Here is a 16,091-nt window from a genome sequence, read left to right as displayed (position 1 = left end):
CCGCGATCCTACGGGGCGCTGGCCGCCCGGGCCGCCAGCCCTTCCACCTTCTCAACCTTGGGGTCGTCCCAGGTACCGGTGATGTGGAACTCCCGCGTGCTGGCCGCGGCCACCGGGCGGCTCAGTATGAGCTGGGCCAGGAAGGCGCCCAGCGCGATGGCCGGGTTGATGGCCGCATAGGCCAGCGACGCGCCGCCGGCCGACACCTCCGGCACGACGACCACGCGAAGTGCCTGCGTCTCGGCGGCAAGGTCGGTGCTGCCCTCGACCAGCACGGCGGCCTGCAGGCCGCGGATGCGGATGTTGTCGCTGCGCGCCACGCCGGCGGCGATTTTCACGTCGCCCGTTGCGCCATCGAACGTGAAACCCTCTGCGAACACGTCGCGGAAGTCCAGCAGGAAGCGCCGCGGCAGCGACTGCAGGCTCAGCACGCCCAGCAGCCGGCCCACACCCGGCTCGGCCTTCAGGAAGGTGCCGGTGTCGAGCTGGATGTTGAACGCACCGGCCATGCTGGCGTAGTGCGGCGCCAGCGGCGAGCCGTCCCAGCCCACCTGGCCGGCCAGCACGCCCTTGCCGCCGCGCAGGATGGGGCTGTCCTTCTGACCCTGGCCCAACCGCTCCAGCAGCTTGCCACCATCGGCGATGTCGAGCTTCCAGTCCAACTGCGTGCGGCGCCGGCCGGTGGCATCGCCCCCCCAGCGGCCGCTGGCCGTCAGCTGCGCGTCGGGCGACTGGATCTGCAGTTTCTCCAGCTTCCAGTCGCGCGCGGCGGCCGGAGCCTGCGCCAGCACCTCCAGCCGGCCCAGCCGCTTGCCGCGCAGCTCGAAGTCGTCCACCTCGATGTCGAGCGACGGCAGCGGGCTGCTGCTGGCCGCCGCCTTGCCGGGGTCCATCAGCTCGCTGACCGACTCGGCCTCCGAGCGCGGCAGAGACAGCCGCACCAGCCGCGCCTGCACCGCGTCGACCTGGCCGCGGTCGAGGTTCACGCCGCGCAGTTCGATGCGGCCGGCCAGTTGCTCGGCGTCCACGTTCAGCCGCCACAGGCTGCCCTCGCGCGACACGACCGCGGACACGCGGCCCAGCTGGCGCCCACCGATCTTCAGCGCCTGGCTGCGCAGTGCGATGTGGCCGGGCAGCAGGCCGCCCACGTCGGCACCGGCGCTGCCGCCGCCCGCGTCGTCCGCGCCGCCGGCCAGCGCGCCCAGGCGCTGCTGCCAGGCGTCCAGGTCAAGCGCGGCGACGTTGGCCTGCAGCAGCACGCCGGCGGCGGGCAGTGCCGGCAGCTTGTCCTGCACGGCCAGCGCGCCGCGCAGCACCTGCGAGCCGGCACCCGACACGTCGCGTTGCAACTGCGCCTGCAGCAGCGGCGCGGCGCCGGCGCCCACTTCCAGGCGCACTTCGTCATGCCCGGAGCCGGTCGGTGCGATCAGCAGCCGCAACGGCAGCGCCGCATCGGCGTCCTTGCGCGCGGGCGCCGGCAGGTCCAGCGCCAGGCCTTGCAGGCTGCTGGCCACGCTGAGCTCCGTCTGCCCCTCCTTGCCCACGGCCAGCTGGAAGCGGTAGGCCGCCTGACCGCTGGCCGCCTGGGCCAGCCGCGCGACGGCTCCCAGCTCGGTCGCGCGCCGCAGCCCGTCGGCCGTGGCCTGGCCCTGGACGGCAAAGCGCAGGCTGCCGTCGCGCTGCGAGCCGCCCTCGATGCCGGCATCGCCGCCCAGCAGCCGCGCGGTCATGCCGGCCAGCTGCAGGCCGCGGCGGTCGAAGTCGATGCGGCCGCGCGCGCCGGCCAGTGGCGGCAGCTCGGGCCGCAGCTTCAGATCCACGCCGCCCAGCTGCAGCTGGCCCTTCAGCGTCGTCTGGTTGCTGTCGTCCAGCGGGATGTTCAGGCCCAGCTTCAGCGCCGTGGGGCCCTGGGCCGACGCATTGCTCAGCGCGTGGCCCAGCCATTCGTCCAGCGGCGATGAGCGCACGAAGCGCAGCAGGTCGGCGCCCGCGCCGCGGCCGCTGCCGTCCAGCGCCAGCACGCGGCCGTGCTGCAGGTCCTGGATGCCGCCGTTGACATTGCTGAGCTCATAGCCCATCAGCCGCCCGTGGCCCTCCTTGATCTGCATGCTGCCGCGCTCGAACACCATCTCGGCGTCCACGCCGTCAATGACCGGCCAGCTCGACGTGCCGCCGGGCTCGGCGGCCGGCACATAGGCCAGCGTGACGCCCTGAGCCTGGAAGCCGACACGGAAGACGCCGCCGGACCGTGGCGCGTCGAACGGGAAGTCCGCCAGCTCGCCCTTGAGCCGCACGCCGATGCCGCGAGCCTCGCCGGCCAGGAGCGCGCGCGCGAGCCAGCTGCGCGTGGCGGGCAGCTGGCGGGGCATGTAGCGGGCCACATGCGTGGCGGCCAGACGCTGAACCTTGCCGGACAGGTCCAGGAAGCCCGGCGTCGTTGCGCCGGCCGGACGCCGCCACGTGGCGTCGAACTCGCCACTGAGGTCGGGTGTCTGCAGCTGCAGGTCGCGCAGCTTGAGCTCCACGTCACCACCGCCCTTGGCGCCCGGCTGGGGGAGCTGCCAGAGCAACTGCGTCGACAGCCGCGTGATGGGCAGCACCGGCTCCTCGAACAGCCCCGGCAGCGTCACGTCGCCCTCGTGGACTTCCAGCCGGGCAGAACCGCCCCGCTCGTTCGCGTCCAGCTCCAGGCTGGCGCCGCGCACACCCGGCCGGCCGACATGGCCGTCCTGCTCGTTTGCGCGGGCGGCGAGCGCCAGGCCGTCGAGCTGGGCCTTGACGCGGTAGCTGCGCGGCGCGTCCAGCGCACCCTGCCACTGGCCGATGAGCGCCGTCAGCACGCCCTGCGGCACCAGCTCGGCCAGCAGTTGGTGCGTGCGCTCGCCCAGCGGCAGGCGCTGGGCGATCTGCGCCATCAGCGCGAAGTCCAGCCGCTGCGCATTGACCTCGCCGCCCAACACCTGGTCGGCCGGGCCCAGCTGAAGCGACACGCCCCAGTCCGAGCGCGGCCAGATGACGCCGTCGCCGCTGACGAAGCCGAGCTGGTGGGCCTGCAGGCTGAGCCTGTCCTTGGCGCGCGTCAGGTCCAGCCTGCCCTGGATGTGGTCCAGGTTCAGCTCGGGCGCGCTTTCCAGCAACTTGAGCCGCACGGTGCGCAGCGCCACGTCCAGCGTGGCGCTTACGGGCTGGCCGTCCTTGACCTGGCCCCAGGCGCGCACGGCGCCGTCGCCCTCGCTGAGCTGGAAGGGCAGCGCCACATGGCGGCGCAGCTGGCTCAGGTCGGCGTAGGGCAGGTCGGCATAGAGCTGGCCGCTCCAGTGCTGGAACTCGGCCGGGCGCTTCAGCAGGCTCTGCGTGAACTGGCCCATCAGCGTGAAGCGCCGTCCCCAGTCGGCCGGCGGCGTGGCGTCCAGCCGCAACTGGTGGCTGCGCAGGCCGTTGCGCATGATGAAGTTCAGCGCCGACAGCTCCAGCGGTCGGGCGTCTTTGCGCTGGTCGTCGATCCAGCGCACCCGGCCGCGCAGGACGGCCAGCTCCGGCTGGCTGAACAGCCAGTCCAGCGACGCCTCGGTCGTGCCGGTGTCGGCCGGGTCGCTGCCGTCCACGTCGATGCCGCCGATGTAGATGCGGCCGGCGGCGTCCCGGCGGATGGTCAGCTCCGGTGCGTCGATCAGCAGCTGGGAGAAGCGCGGCTGCAGCACCACCAGCGACTGCGCCGACAGCACCGCCGACACCCGTGGCAGCCGCAGTGCCGTGCGGCCGGCAGGGTCCAGCACGCTGACGTCGCCCAGCTCCATGCGCGGCATCCAGCCGCCGGACTGCACGTCCAGCCGGCCGATGCGCAGCTCTACCCCCAATGCCTTTGAGGCTTCCTTTTCCAGCCACGGACGCCAGTCGTTGGCGTGCGGGAGAATGGCCCAGTGCAACACGCTCCAGGCCACCACCCCCAGTCCCCACAGCAGCGCCAGCAGCAGCAGCGCCCAGCGCAGACCGACCCAGCACAGGCGCAAGGGCCAGTGGGTGACACGAGAACAGTGGTGGAAGGCGGCCGAGAAGTAGTCAGACACGTTGTCTAAGGGCACGTGAGGCACGTGGATAACCGGCCGTCAGGCAATCTAGCACAGGGTCATGAGCCAAACGTTTCCCGTCGTTGCTGAACACAGCCGCTATGTGCAACGTGTCCGGCGCCGTTATGCCGAGGCGCTGCCGCTGCTGCCACCGGGCCTTCCCGACCGCGCCGCCATTGCCGCGCTGATCGAGACATTGCTCACAAATCCGGCCGGGCGGACGCTGGCAAGCGCGCTGCGCGTGGCCCGCCACCTGGTGCTGGAGCGCCTGGCCGTGCTCGACGTCGAGCATGGCGCCAGCGTGGACGACGTCACGCTGGCGATGACGCATCTGGCAGAGATCACGCTGGACTTGGCGCTCACGGACGCCCGCGCGGAGCTGGACGAGATCCACGGCGCGCCTCGCAGTGCGGACGGCGGCGACATTGCCTTCTGGGTGCTCGGCATGGGTAAGCTCGGCGCGCGCGAGCTCAATGTGTCGTCCGACATCGACCTGATCTACGTCTACGAGGAAGACGGCGCGACGCACGGCCCCAGGCCCGTCTCCGCGCACGAGTACTTCGCGCAGGTGGCGCGGCGGCTGTACGCGCTGATCGGCGACGTGACGGACGACGGCCAGGTGTTCCGTGTGGACCTGGCGCTGCGGCCCAACGGCAAGAGCGGCCCGCCGGTCGTCAGCCTCGCCATGCTGGAGGAGTATTTCCTCGTGCAGGGCCGCGAGTGGGAGCGCTTCGCTTGGCTGAAGAGCCGCGTCGTCGCGCCGCTGACCGGCTTCGGCTCGCCGGCGGACCCGCGCACGCTGGCGCTGCGCGACCTGGTGGCGCCCTTCGTCTACCGCCGCTACCTGGACTACGGCGTCTTCGAGGGCCTGCGCCAGCTGCACGGCAAGATCCGCAGCGAGGCCAAGGCGCGAGCCGCCGGCCGTCCCGAGCGCGCCAACGACGTGAAGCTGTCCCGCGGCGGCATCCGCGAGATCGAGTTCATCGTGCAGCTGCTGCAGGTCGTGCGTGGCGGCCAGTTCCCGGAGATCCGCACGCGCTCCACTGTCAAGGCGCTGGGCCGGCTGGCCGCGCGCGGCCTGATGAAGGCAGAGACCGCACGCCGCCTGGCCGACGCCTACGTCTTCCTGCGCCGCGTGGAGCACCGCATCCAGTTCCTCGACGACCAGCAGACGCACTGCCTGCCACAGGCAGATGCCGACCTGGCGTGGATCGCAGCGTCGATGGGGCTGCAATGCTCGCGGGAGACGTGCGAGCTGTTCGAGCAGCTCGGCGAGGTGCGCGAGCTCGTGGCTACCGAGTTCGACGCGCTGCTGCACGAGGGCGGCAAGCCACCGGGCAGCTGCAAGGGCGGCCAATGCGGCGGGCCGAAGCCAGCGGTGGATGCCGAAGACTTCCTGGCCGGCCTGCCGGCGCCGCTGGCCGCCGCCGTGCGTACGCTGGCCGAGAGCCCGCGCGTCCAGGGGCTGCGCGAGGAGTCGCGCCACCGGCTTGGCAAGCTCTTCCAGCGCGCCTCGCAGGCCGTGGAGGCGGGAGAGTGTTCGCTGGACGCGGCGCTGCGCTTCGTCGACTGGGTGGAACCGCTGCTGCGTCGCGAGAGTTATCTGGCGCTGCTCGTGGAGCGCCCGGCCGTGCAGGCGCGGCTGCTGCGCCTGCTGGGCCTGGCGCGCTGGCCGATGCGCTACCTGATGCAGCATCCCGGCGTCATCGACGAGCTGGCCGACCCGCTGCTGCTGTCGGCCCGCTTCGACCGCGATGCCTTCCTGGCCGACCTGCGCGACCGCGAGCAGGGCTGGGCCCGCAGCGGCCAGGCCGACGAGGAGGCGCTGCTCGACACGCTGCGCCGTGCCCACCATGCCGAGGTCTTCCGCACGCTGGTGCGCGACGTGGAGGGCTGCATCACCGTCGAGCAGGTCGCCGACGATCTCAGCCTGCTGGCCGATGCCGTGCTGCAGATCGCGATTCAATGGGCCTGGGCCCGCATGCCGCGCAGCCCCCAGGCCCAGCCTGCGGCCGGACTGCCTCCCGAGGGGGGGGCGCCGCCCTTGGGGCGGCCCGGCGGGCGGCTGCAGGCGCACCGCCCCGCTCCGCGGCTGGCCGTCATCGCCTACGGCAAGCTCGGCGGCAAGGAGCTGGGCTATGGCGGCGACCTGGATGTCGTCTTCGTCTTCGACGATGACGACGAGAACGCGGCCGAGATCTACGGTGCCTTCGTGCGCCGGCTCATCACGTGGCTGACGCTGCGCACGGCAGCCGGCGAGCTGTTCGACATCGACACGGCGCTGCGGCCCAACGGCAACTCGGGACTTCTGGTCACGTCGCTTACCCACTTCGAGGCCTACCAGACCGGCCGCGGCAGCAATACCGCCTGGACCTGGGAGCACCAGGCCATCACGCGGGCGCGATTCTGCGCGGGGGACCCGGCGTTGGCCGAGCGCTGCGAGAGCGTGCGCCGCCAGGTTCTGACGGCGCCGCGCGACGCCGAGGCGCTCCGGCGCGAGGTGCAGGCCATGCGCGAGAAGGTGCGCGCGGCCCGGCCAGTGAAGGACGGCCTCTTCGACGTGAAGCACAGCGAGGGCGGCATGATGGACGTGGAGTTCGTCGTGCAGTTCCTCGTGCTGGCGCACTCGGCGGCGCATCCGACGCTGCAGGACGACCTCGGCAACATCGCGCTGCTGCGCCTGGCCGAGACGCTGGGCCTGCTGCCGCCCGGCGTGGGCGAGGCGGCGGCCAGTGCGTACCGCGAGCTGCGCCGCGTGCAGCACCGCGCGCGGCTGAACGAGGAAGCCACTGCGCTGACGGCCGAGGCCGCCGCGCCGTTGGCGGCGCATCGCGACGCGGTGCTGGCGCTGTGGCGCGCGGTGTTCGGCTGATCAGCGAAGGGCCAGGCCCACGGTCAGCCGGTTTTCGCCGTTCGAGCGCTCGTAGGCCAGCGTGTTGACGTAACGCCGCAGCAGGTGCAGCCCAAGTCCGCCGGGCCGGGCGTCGTCCAGGTTGGCCGGCGCGACGGGCGCGGGTTGTGCCAGCGGGTCGAACGGGATGCCGTTGTCCGCCAGTTGCAGCAACAGCGTGTCGCCGGCCACCCAGGCCAGCAGCTGCACGCTGGCCGACGCGTGGCCGCCCGGGTGGGCGTGCAGCAGCTGGTTCATCAGCAGCTCCTCCAGCACGACCTCCAGCCCGAAGCCGGCACGCGCCGACGGTTCATGCGGCGCGATGAGGCGCTGCAGCGCCTGCCGGGCGACGTCGCAGGAGGCGAGTTCGCACGGCAGCGCCAACGACAGCTCGGGCGGGCGCTCGGGCAGGATGGCGTCTCGCGGCGGCATCGGCAGGGCTCAGCCGGCGGCCAGCAGCGCGCGGGCCGCGGCTTCGTCGGCCACGACCGGCACGATTTGGTCGATGGCCGTGTGCTCCAGCACCTCCAGCACCAGCGGCTGCGCGCCGAACAGCACCATGCGTGCCCCCTTGGCCTTCAGCGAGCGCGCCGCGGTGATCAGCAGCCGGATGCCCAGCGACGCGATGAACGCCACGTCGCTCAGGTCCACCAGCAGGTCGCGCCCGGGCGCCACGGCCGAGGCATTGACCTTGACCTCGATGCGGTCGACGGTCGGGGCGTCCAGCCGGCCTTGAAGGCGCAGCAGGTTCGTGGTGGGATCCAGCGGGGTGACGTCGATGTCCATGGTGAGCCTTGCGAGGTGAATCTTTCTTTCTAGCCTCGCGCTGCTACATGAGTGTGACAGTCAGCAGCGAAAAGTCGTCGTCGAGCGGGCCGGGGCGGGCCTGATCGAGCACGACGCGCTGCAGCCAGCGCGCGGGCGCGTCGTCGCCGGGCGGCACGCGGGCCAGCCACGGCAGCAGGTCGTTGAGCGTCCAGGCCGTGCCGTCGCGCGCATGCAACTCGAAGGCGCCGTCACTGAACACGAACAGCCGCGCGCCCGGCGGCACGGCCACGTCAGCGGCTGAGAAGCCAGCGTCCGGCCAGGCGCCGATGACGAGGTTGCGTGTGCGCAGCGGCACCAGGCCGGCCGGCGTTTCCAGGTAGGCGGGATGGTGGCCACCCGACGCGTAGCGCAGGCGGCGGTCGCGCCGATCGAACACGCCGTACCAGATCGAGAACACCAGGCCGTCGTGCGCGTCCATCGGGAACAGCGCGTTCAGGCTGCGCAGCACGTCTGCCGGGTCGCCGAAATCCGTGCCCGGCAGCACGCGCCGGCGCAGCACGTTCATCACCGAGACGCTGTGCATCGCCGCGCCGGCGCCATGCCCCGACACGTCGATGAGGTAGCAGGCGAAGCGGTCGTCATCCAGCGCGAAATGGCCGAAGGCGTCGCCGCCCAGCTGCGTCGACGGCTGGAAGCACCAGTCCGTCAGCACGTCACCGTCGGTCAGTCGCGCCGGTAGCAGCGACTGCACATAGCGACAGGCCTTTTCCAGGTCGTGGGCCAGTTCCTCAGCCTGCGCCACGTCGGCCGGCGTGCGGTATTCGTGCACGAAGACCTGCCGGCCCAGCTGCAGCTTCATGCCCTGCGCCAGCCGCATGCTGCCCTGTACGCGGCGGCCATCGAGGAAGGTGCCGTTGGTGGAGTTCAGGTCGGTCACCAGCGCGTCGCCTGCCGAGCCACGCGCGACGACCTCGCAGTGCAGGCCCGACACCTCGGGGTCGGCCAGCAGCACATGGGCGGGTGCGCGCCGGCCCAGGCGCAGCGGCTGGCGGCCGAACGGGATCCGCTGCCCGGGCGTGAGGCCGTCCAGCTGCACGAGGTAGTGCTCCCGCGCGTCGGCCACCACGGGCCTGGGGCGGGCCAGCGTCGTCATGATGGTGGTGCGGTCGTTGGAGGCGTGTTCGGTGTCGCCGGAATCGCTCATGGTGGGTTGGCTGGGGGTGCGGCGCGAAGGCGCGAGCGTACCTGCGGACAGGCCGTTCGGGCGCCGCACTGTGGCCTGCGCCACACTGCCGCCCTCATGACCGCCTCGCCCCCCGATCGCCGCTGGCCCGCGTTGTGCGCCGCGCTGGCCTTGCTGTGCCTGCTGGCCTGGCCCGCGCCGCGCGAGGCGCTGGACTGGCAGCCGGCGCTCGCCGCGCACGAACCCTGGCGGGCCGTCACGGCGGCCTTCGTCCACTGGACGCCGATCCACCTCGCTGCCAATCTGGCCGGCTGCGCGGTGCTGGCGCTGCTGGGTCACCGCGCCGGGCTGGGCCGGAGCGAGACGCTGGCCGCGCTCGTCGCGCTCCCGTTGACGCAGCTGGCGCTGCTGCTGCGGCCCGACCTGCTGCGCTATGCCGGCCTGTCCGGCGTGCTGCATGGGCTCGCGGCCATCGCCGCGCTGACGCTGTTGACGCACCGCGGGCGCGACCGCTGGATCGGCGTGGCCGTGCTCGCCGGCCTTGTGGCCAAGCTGGTGCTGGAGCAGCCGCTGGGCCCGGCGCTGCGGGCCACGCCGGGCTTCGACTTCGCCGTCGCGCCTTTCGCGCACCTGGCTGGGGCGCTAGCCGGCGTGCTGGGCTGGTGCTTGACGTTTCGTATTAGGCCGAAATAATGGCGGCACCCGCGCTACAGGAACCGTCATGAGCCTCCCAACGCACCCCGCCTTCGGCATCGGCCATTTCGATGTGGCCGGCCCCGACCTCGCCCGGCTGGGCCCGTTCTATGCCGACGTATTCGGCTGGCAGGTCGCGCCGCGTGGCCCGGGCTACGCGCAGCTGCAGACGCCCGAAGGCAGTCCGAACGGCGCCCTCGTGGAGCAGCCCGACGCGTCCGTCACGCTCGGCATCATGGTGCCCGACCTGGCCCGGGCGCTCGCACAGGCCGAGGCGTGCGGGGGGCGCGTGGAGATGCCGGCCACCGACAACGGCTGGGTCTGCAAGGCGCAGGTGCGCGACCCGGCCGGCAACCTGCTGACGCTCATTCAGGGCGGCGACCGTCGCGCGTGACGCCGGCCGAGCTGGACGAGGCACTGCGCGCGCTGGCCCACGGCGAGCGCCGGCTCTTCCTGCGCGAATGCCTGGACCGAGAATGCGCGGCCGGCGAGCTGGCCGAGGTGTCGTCGCTGGCGCTGGCCAGCGTGTCGGAACATCTGAAGGTGTTGCGCAAGACCGGCCTGCTGACGCTGGAGGTGCGCGGGCGCTTCTGGATGTACCGCACCGATCCGGCGCGGCTGCAGGAAGTCATGGCCGCGCTGCAGGCCAGTTTTGAAGGAACCGATCATCATGGGACGTGAAGCCGTCTGCACCGCCCACGTGGGCAACGAGGCCGCCGAGGTCAAGGCACTGCTGGAGTCGACCACCGTCGTGCTGCGCGGCGACATCAAGCGCCGCTGGGACATCGCCGCGCTGCAGCAGCTGCGCATCGACGGCGAGGCGCTGCGCTTCGACGTGGGCGGCGAGGCCATCGCGCTGCAGCTGGGCGAGAAGGAGGCCGAGCGGTGGTTGAAGAAGCTGCAGACGCCGCCGCCCACGCTGGCCGCCAAGCTGGGCGTCAGCGCCGACAATCCGGCCTTGCTGATTGGCCCCACCGTGGGGGCGCTGGACCCGGCGCTGGCCGAGGCGTTGGCCGGTGCCGTGACCGGCAACCCGCGCGATGCGGCCATGCTGGTGGCCGTGCTCAGCAAGCCCGCCGAGCTGCCGCGGCTGGCCGACTTCCATGCCGGCATGCGCTGCAAGACTGTCTGGGTCGTGCACCCCAAGGGTCCGGACGCCAGCCCGTCGGACACCGAGATCCGTCTGGAGCTGCGCAGCCGCGGCTATGTCGACAACAAGACGAGCGCCGTGTCCGACAAGCTGACCGCCACACGCTACGTGCGTCGCTAGATGCCGCAGGCCCGCCGGGCGGAGCTCGACGCCCGCGCCATCATCCTGCTGCTGGTCTGCTGCGTGCTGTGGGGGTTGAACCAAGTGGCCGTGAAGGCCGCGCTGGTGGAGATCGGCCCGCTGTGGCAGGCCGGGCTGCGGTCCGCGGTGGCCGGTCTGCTGGTGTGGCTGTGGGCGCTGGCGCGCGGCATCCGGCTCTTCGAGCGCGACGGCAGCCTGCCCGGCGGGCTGCTGGCCGGCGCGCTGTTCGCGGCGGAGTTCGGCTGCATCTTCCTCGGGCTGCAGTTCACCAGCGCGTCGCGCATGGTCGTCTTCCTGTACCTGTCGCCCTTCGTCGTCGCGCTGGGCATGCCGTGGATCGCCCGGTCCGAGCGGCTCGGCCCGCGACAGTGGGCAGGCCTGGCGCTGGCGTTTGGCGCCGTGGCGTTCGCCTTTGCCGAGGGCCTGGCCGCGCCACAGGGCCCGCACCAGTGGTGGGGCGATGCGATGGGCCTGGCCGCCGCGGTGTTCTGGGGTGGCACGACGCTGGCCATCCGCGCCACGCGGCTGTCTGCGGCGTCCGCCGAGAAGACGCTGCTGTACCAGCTGGCCGTCTCGGCGTTGGCGTTGTGCGCCGCGGCCGTGGCCGCCGGCGAGACGCTGCCGGCGCAGCTGTCGCTTCGGCTGCTCGGGTTGTTCGGCTTCCAGGCCGTCATCGTGTCGTTCGCCAGCTACCTCGTCTGGTTCTGGCTCGTGCGCCACTACGCGGCCACGCGGCTGGCCGTCTTCACGCTGAGCACGCCGCTGTTCGGCCTTCTGTCCGGCGCGCTGCTGCTGGGCGAGGGCATCAGTGGCCGGCTCGTCGTGGCACTCGTCGCACTGGCCATCGGCATCATCTGCGTCAACCGGTAGCGACGCCAAGAAGTCACCGAGCCGGGGCATTTGTTGCCTTGCTGACAGGTGGCGCCGCCTAAACTGACCGGCTCGCCACAGCCTTCCGCCGCCGCCATGAAGTTCTTGCGCCCGCTGCTGACCGCCCTTGTCGCCGTCGTGCTCGCAGCCCCGGCGCTGGCCCAGACGGCAGCCGCGCCCGAGGCGCGCGTCATCGTGCGCTTCAAGCCGCAGGCGGACAGTGTGCGGGCCAAGGCGCTGGCGCTGCGCGCCACCCGTGGCGAGGCGCGCGACGTGGCGCAGACGCGTGCTACGGCCCTCGGGATGCGCACTGGCCATGCGCTGCGCGCCGGCCTGAGCCTGGACGAACGCACGCATGTCGTCATGGCCAGCGGGCTGAGTGGCGCCCAGCTGGCGCGCCAGCTGGCGGCGGACCCGGAGGTGGAGTTCGTCGCCGTGGACGGGCGGCGCAAGGCGCTGGCGCTGCCCGACGACCCGCTGTTCGGTGGGGCCACCGTCAACTCCGAAACGACCTCCGGCGGCATCCAGAACCGTGTCATCGACCAGTGGTACCTGAAGGCGCCGGGCAGCACGACCAATCCTGCGGTCGTGTCGAGCATCAATGCGCCGGCTGCGTGGGACGTGACCACGGGCTCGGCCAACGTCGTCGTGGCCATCCTGGATACGGGCGTGCGTTCGGACCATCCCGACCTGGCGGCCAAGTTGCTGCCGCCCGTGCTGGCTGGGCAGTCGTTTGCCGGTTACGACATGGTCGGCTTCAGCTCGAAGGGCACCACTCAGGAGTCCAATTCCGTCAGTCTGGCCAATGACGGTGATGGTGCCGACGCCGACGCTTCCGATCCGGGGGACTGGATCACGCTGGCCGAGAACACGACGCCCGGCACCCAGTACTACCACTGTGAACCCGACAGCAGTGGCAACTATCCCGCGATCAATAGCTCCTGGCATGGAACCCGGGTGGCCGGTCTCATCGGCGCAGGGAGCGACAACCGCGTCGGCATGGCCGGCGTCGGCTGGAATCTGAAACTCCTGCCCGTGCGCGTGCTCGGCAAATGCGGCGGCTACGACAGCGACATCATTGCAGGCATGAAGTGGGCCGCGGGCATCGCCGTGCCAGGGCTGCCCGCCAATCCCAACAAGGCGAAGGTGCTGAACCTGAGCTTGGGCGGCAGTGGCAGCTGCGGCACGACCGGCACCGGCGCGCTCTACCGTGACGCCATCACGCAGGTCAACGCTGCTGGCGCGACCATCGTCATTGCGGCCGGCAACTCCGAGGGCCAGGCCGTGGGTCTGCCGGGCAATTGCCCCGGCGTCGTGACGGTGACCGCGCTGCGCCATGTGGGCACCAAAGTGGGTTTCGCGAGCGTTGGGCCCGAAGTGACCATCGCCGCGCCGGGTGGCAACTGCATCAACACGCTGGGCAGCCAGCCTTGCCTGTACCCCATGGTCAGCACGACCAACAGCGGCACCACGTCGCCGGTGGCCTACACGGGCGACGGTGTCTACACCGGCAGCGGCGCGTCCGTGGGGACCAGCTTCTCGGCGCCCATCGTCAGCGGCATCGTCGGGCTGATGGCGTCGGTGCGTCCCAACCTGACGTCCGCCGAGGCGACGCAGATCCTCAAGCTGACGGCCCGGGCGTTCCCGACGACTGGTGGCGGCAGCGCGGCCGATGGCAATCCTCAGCAATGCAAGGCACCCACGACGGCTGTGCAGGACGAGTGCTACTGCACGACCAGCACCTGCGGCGCCGGCATGGTGGACGCCGCGGCGGCCGTGACGACGGCCAAGCTGTTGAACGACGCGACGGTCACCGTCACGCCCAGCCCGGCCAGCGGCCTCACGGCCGGCCAGACGCTGACGCTGACCGCCGCTGCGACGGGCCTGGCCAGCGGCCGCAGCGTCACGTCCACGGCATGGACGATCGCGGACGGCGGCGGCATCGTCACCGGCTTCGCCAGCGGCGCCGGCACGGCCACGGCTACCGTCGTGCCGACCGGCGCTGGCAGCTTCACGGTGCGCGCCGACATCACCGACAACACGGGCCTGACCTACAGCCAGACCGCCACGATCAGCGTCGCCGCCGCGGTCGTCACGCCGCCCGCCACGACGGGCACGACGAGCAGCAGTGGTGGCGGGGGCGGTGGTGCTGCGAGCGCCGCCTGGCTGGCAGCACTGCTGCTGGCGGCGTTCAGCGTGAGGCGGTCGACGCCGGCGCCGCGACGCTGCAAGGCCTGACGCCGGCGAGCACCGGGTCGCGGCTGGCCTTGAGTCGCCCGGCGAGCAGGCCATCGGCCTGCGGAATCACCAGCGTGTGGCGCGTGATGGGGGCCTTCAGAGCCAGCACGCGCAGGCCCTTCAGGCCGCGCTTGTCCAGCGCGGCGATGTCAGCATTGGCGGCGGCCTCTGTGGCATGCCGGCTCAGCACGAAGGCCGGCTGTTCGGCCGGCAGGCCTTCCAGCGGCTCGAAGGCCAGGCGCAGGCGCTTGTAGGTCTCTTCCTTGCGGGCGCGGAACTCGGGGTCGGCCAGCTTGATCGTCGCCACCACCCACACGCCTGGCTGCTCGCTGCTCTGCACCCGGGCGTCGGTGCCGGCGGCCTTCAGCGCGGCCTGCGTGGCGGCCAGCGCCGCATCGCCCTCGACGGGGCCCAGTTCCACGCAGCTCTTCTGCGCCAGCGCGACGACGGAGCTGGCCGCTAGCGGCTGGATGCGCTCCGGGTGCTGTTGCGCGGCGACGCGCTGCGGCTCGCGGCCGCCGTCCGCCGGCAGGCCCGTGACGGCGTCCAGCCAGCCGCGCGACCAGATGAAGAACAGGGCGTTGACCGCCAGCAACACGAGCACCAGCACACGCATCACGCAGAGGTCTCCAACTTGAGGCTGAGTTCGCCGGCGCTGACGGTCCGCAGGCCTTCGGCCGTCTCCAGCAGCAGTTCGCCGGTGGCGGTGACGCCGCGGGCGATGCCTGGCTGCTCGCCCACGCGTACGGGCCGGCCGGCAGCCAGGTCGCGGCGCACGAAGGCGGCGTGCCAGGGCGCGAAGCCGAGTGTCTGGAAGTCCGCCAGCATCGCCCGCAGCGCGGGCGCCAGCCGGTCCAGCGTCGTGGCGGCGGTTGCGGCCGGGTGCAGCGTGGCGAGTGCCGCGTGGCCGCTGGCGTAGGCGCTGCGGTCGGCGTCGGGCGGCAGCGGCTGCAGGTTCAGGCCGATGCCGATGACGACGCCGCGCTGTTGCGCGGGCAGCGGCACGGTTTCGATGAGGATGCCGCCGAGCTTGGCGCCATCGAGGAACAGGTCGTTGGGCCACTTCAGCCGGATGCGGCCGGCCGACGGGTCCAGCACGTCGGCCACGGCGCAGCCCACGGCCAGCGACAGGCCCGACAGCTCCAGCTCGGCCGGCAGCGGCAGCGCGACGGAGAAGGTCAGCGCCGCATCGTCACTCTGCCAGGCGCGGCCCAGCCGCCCGCGGCCGGCCGTCTGGCGGCTGGCCGACAGCAGCAGCGGTCCGCCGCCATCGCGCAGGTGGGCGAGGGCCTCGGTGTTGGTGGAGCCGCATTCGGCGAGGTGGCGGCGGGCGAATTCCATGGGTGCGGCGCGGACCTGATCGACCGTCTAGGCGTTGGTGTGGAGTGTCTTCCCGCGCGGCTCCCGCAGAACCGGCTTTGCCGGGCTGCGTGGAGCGCCCCATGGGGGGCCGGCGAAGCCGGTAGCGGGAGTCATCTTCGCTTGGGGGCGAGCATGGTGCCCCGGCAGGTCTTCGCGCCGCACCAGCAGGCGAACTGCTTCTTGACCTTGGCCGTGTGGCGCTCGTCCAGCACGAGGCCATAGTCGTAGAACAGTTCCTCGCCGGGCTCCAGGTCACGCAGCGCGTTGATGAAGACGCGGCCGTCGACCTCGTCGGCCTCGCAGTTGGGCTCGCAGGCGTGGTTGATCCAGCGCGCGTCGTTGCCGCCGTAGAGCGCATCGATGACGAGGCCGCCGTCGAGGTGGAAGTAGAAGGTGTGGTTGGGCTGCGCCGGGTCGTGCGGGTGGCGGCGCACGGCCTCGTCCCACGTGATGCGCTCGCCGGTGTACTCGATGATGCGCGCGCCCGCATTGATTGGCGCCTTGGCGTAGACGCCGCGGCCGTGCACACCGGAATCACGAACTTCGATCTTGCGGCGTGGGGTTTTGGCGGTCATCGGCGCTGTGGTACGGTGATTTCATGGGTGCGCGCACGTATGAGCGTGCGCGCGAGGCCCGGATTGTAGGCAGCAAGAAGTGTTGCCCCTGGTTCAGCGATGGCGCTGAACCGCCCCCCCGATGGGGCGGCGATGCATGACGGATTGACCGCCA

Annotated in this window: 14 protein-coding genes; 7 read left to right on the top strand and 7 right to left on the bottom strand. The window is 72.0% G+C overall.

Translation table 11 applies throughout. From position 1 onward, the window contains the following. Positions 1-8: 8 nt before the first annotated feature. The gene (locus LXT13_RS23835; protein WP_233374813.1) at positions 9-4,067 is read right to left on the bottom strand and encodes a YhdP family protein; all 4,059 of its coding nucleotides are present in this window, start codon (positions 4,065-4,067) and stop codon (positions 9-11) included. A 61-nt stretch (positions 4,068-4,128) separates the two neighbouring features. Between LXT13_RS23835 and glnE the strand changes: the two genes are divergently transcribed. Continuing rightward, positions 4,129-6,939, top strand: coding sequence for a bifunctional [glutamate--ammonia ligase]-adenylyl-L-tyrosine phosphorylase/[glutamate--ammonia-ligase] adenylyltransferase (gene glnE, locus LXT13_RS23830; protein WP_233374812.1), 2,811 nt, complete (start codon positions 4,129-4,131; stop codon positions 6,937-6,939). Here the strand turns inward: glnE and LXT13_RS23825 are convergent, their stop codons facing one another. From LXT13_RS23825 to LXT13_RS23815, 3 genes are read right to left on the bottom strand one after another with little or no spacing between them, the layout of a single operon-like run. Then, on the bottom strand, positions 6,940-7,389 hold the full coding sequence (locus tag LXT13_RS23825; protein WP_233374811.1) for an ATP-binding protein: 450 nt from the start codon (positions 7,387-7,389) through the stop codon (positions 6,940-6,942). A 9-nt stretch (positions 7,390-7,398) separates the two neighbouring features. Continuing rightward, a complete protein-coding gene (locus tag LXT13_RS23820) occupies positions 7,399-7,743 on the bottom strand; it encodes an STAS domain-containing protein (RefSeq protein WP_233374810.1) in 345 nt (114 codons plus the stop codon). 43 nt (positions 7,744-7,786) lie between these two features. Then, positions 7,787-8,929, bottom strand: coding sequence for a PP2C family protein-serine/threonine phosphatase (locus tag LXT13_RS23815; protein ID WP_233374809.1), 1,143 nt, complete (start codon positions 8,927-8,929; stop codon positions 7,787-7,789). A 96-nt stretch (positions 8,930-9,025) separates the two neighbouring features. Here LXT13_RS23815 and rrtA point away from each other — a divergent pair, with 96 nt between their 5' ends. The 6 genes from rrtA to LXT13_RS23785 all read left to right on the top strand — a co-directional run bounded on the left by rrtA (position 9,026) and on the right by LXT13_RS23785 (position 14,000). Then, positions 9,026-9,601 carry a rhombosortase gene (gene rrtA / locus LXT13_RS23810; RefSeq protein ID WP_233374808.1) on the top strand — a complete coding sequence of 192 codons (576 nt, stop codon included), beginning with the start codon at positions 9,026-9,028 and terminating at the stop codon, positions 9,599-9,601. A 28-nt stretch (positions 9,602-9,629) separates the two neighbouring features. Beyond that, positions 9,630-9,995, top strand: coding sequence for a VOC family protein (locus LXT13_RS23805; protein ID WP_233374807.1), 366 nt, complete (start codon positions 9,630-9,632; stop codon positions 9,993-9,995). Continuing rightward, positions 9,992-10,282 (top strand): ArsR/SmtB family transcription factor, encoded by a 291-nt coding sequence (locus LXT13_RS23800; protein WP_233374806.1) that lies wholly within the window; start codon positions 9,992-9,994, stop codon positions 10,280-10,282. Before LXT13_RS23805 ends, LXT13_RS23800 begins: the two co-directional genes overlap by 4 nt. After that, positions 10,272-10,871, top strand: a complete 600-nt coding sequence (locus LXT13_RS23795; protein WP_233374805.1) for a hypothetical protein — start codon at positions 10,272-10,274, stop codon at positions 10,869-10,871. The genes LXT13_RS23800 and LXT13_RS23795 overlap by 11 nt, the downstream gene beginning before the upstream one ends. Next, positions 10,872-11,762: a DMT family transporter gene (locus tag LXT13_RS23790; RefSeq protein ID WP_233374804.1), complete on the top strand. Its 891-nt coding sequence runs from the start codon at positions 10,872-10,874 to the stop codon at positions 11,760-11,762. 96 nt (positions 11,763-11,858) lie between these two features. Continuing rightward, entirely contained in the window at positions 11,859-14,000 is a 2,142-nt protein-coding gene (locus tag LXT13_RS23785) for a S8 family serine peptidase (protein ID WP_233374803.1), read from the top strand. On the opposite strand, the gene LXT13_RS23780 is transcribed toward LXT13_RS23785, so the two are convergent. The 3 genes from LXT13_RS23780 to LXT13_RS23770 form a co-directional block, all read right to left on the bottom strand. After that, positions 13,954-14,619, bottom strand: coding sequence for a hypothetical protein (locus LXT13_RS23780; RefSeq protein ID WP_233374802.1), 666 nt, complete (start codon positions 14,617-14,619; stop codon positions 13,954-13,956). The two genes, LXT13_RS23785 and LXT13_RS23780, sit on opposite strands and share 47 nt — an antisense overlap. Continuing rightward, entirely contained in the window at positions 14,616-15,341 is a 726-nt protein-coding gene (locus LXT13_RS23775; protein WP_233374801.1) for a biotin--[acetyl-CoA-carboxylase] ligase, read from the bottom strand. Before LXT13_RS23775 ends, LXT13_RS23780 begins: the two co-directional genes overlap by 4 nt. Before the next feature lie 131 nt (positions 15,342-15,472). Beyond that, on the bottom strand, positions 15,473-15,937 hold the full coding sequence (locus LXT13_RS23770; RefSeq protein ID WP_233374800.1) for an SET domain-containing protein: 465 nt from the start codon (positions 15,935-15,937) through the stop codon (positions 15,473-15,475). Positions 15,938-16,091 lie beyond the last annotated feature (154 nt).

The organism is Pelomonas cellulosilytica (genome assembly GCF_021353265.1).
GTDB lineage: Bacteria > Pseudomonadota > Gammaproteobacteria > Burkholderiales > Burkholderiaceae_C > Pelomonas > Pelomonas cellulosilytica.
The sequence above is the reverse complement of the archived record's forward strand: the minus strand, read 5'-3'. Positions and strand labels throughout refer to the sequence as shown.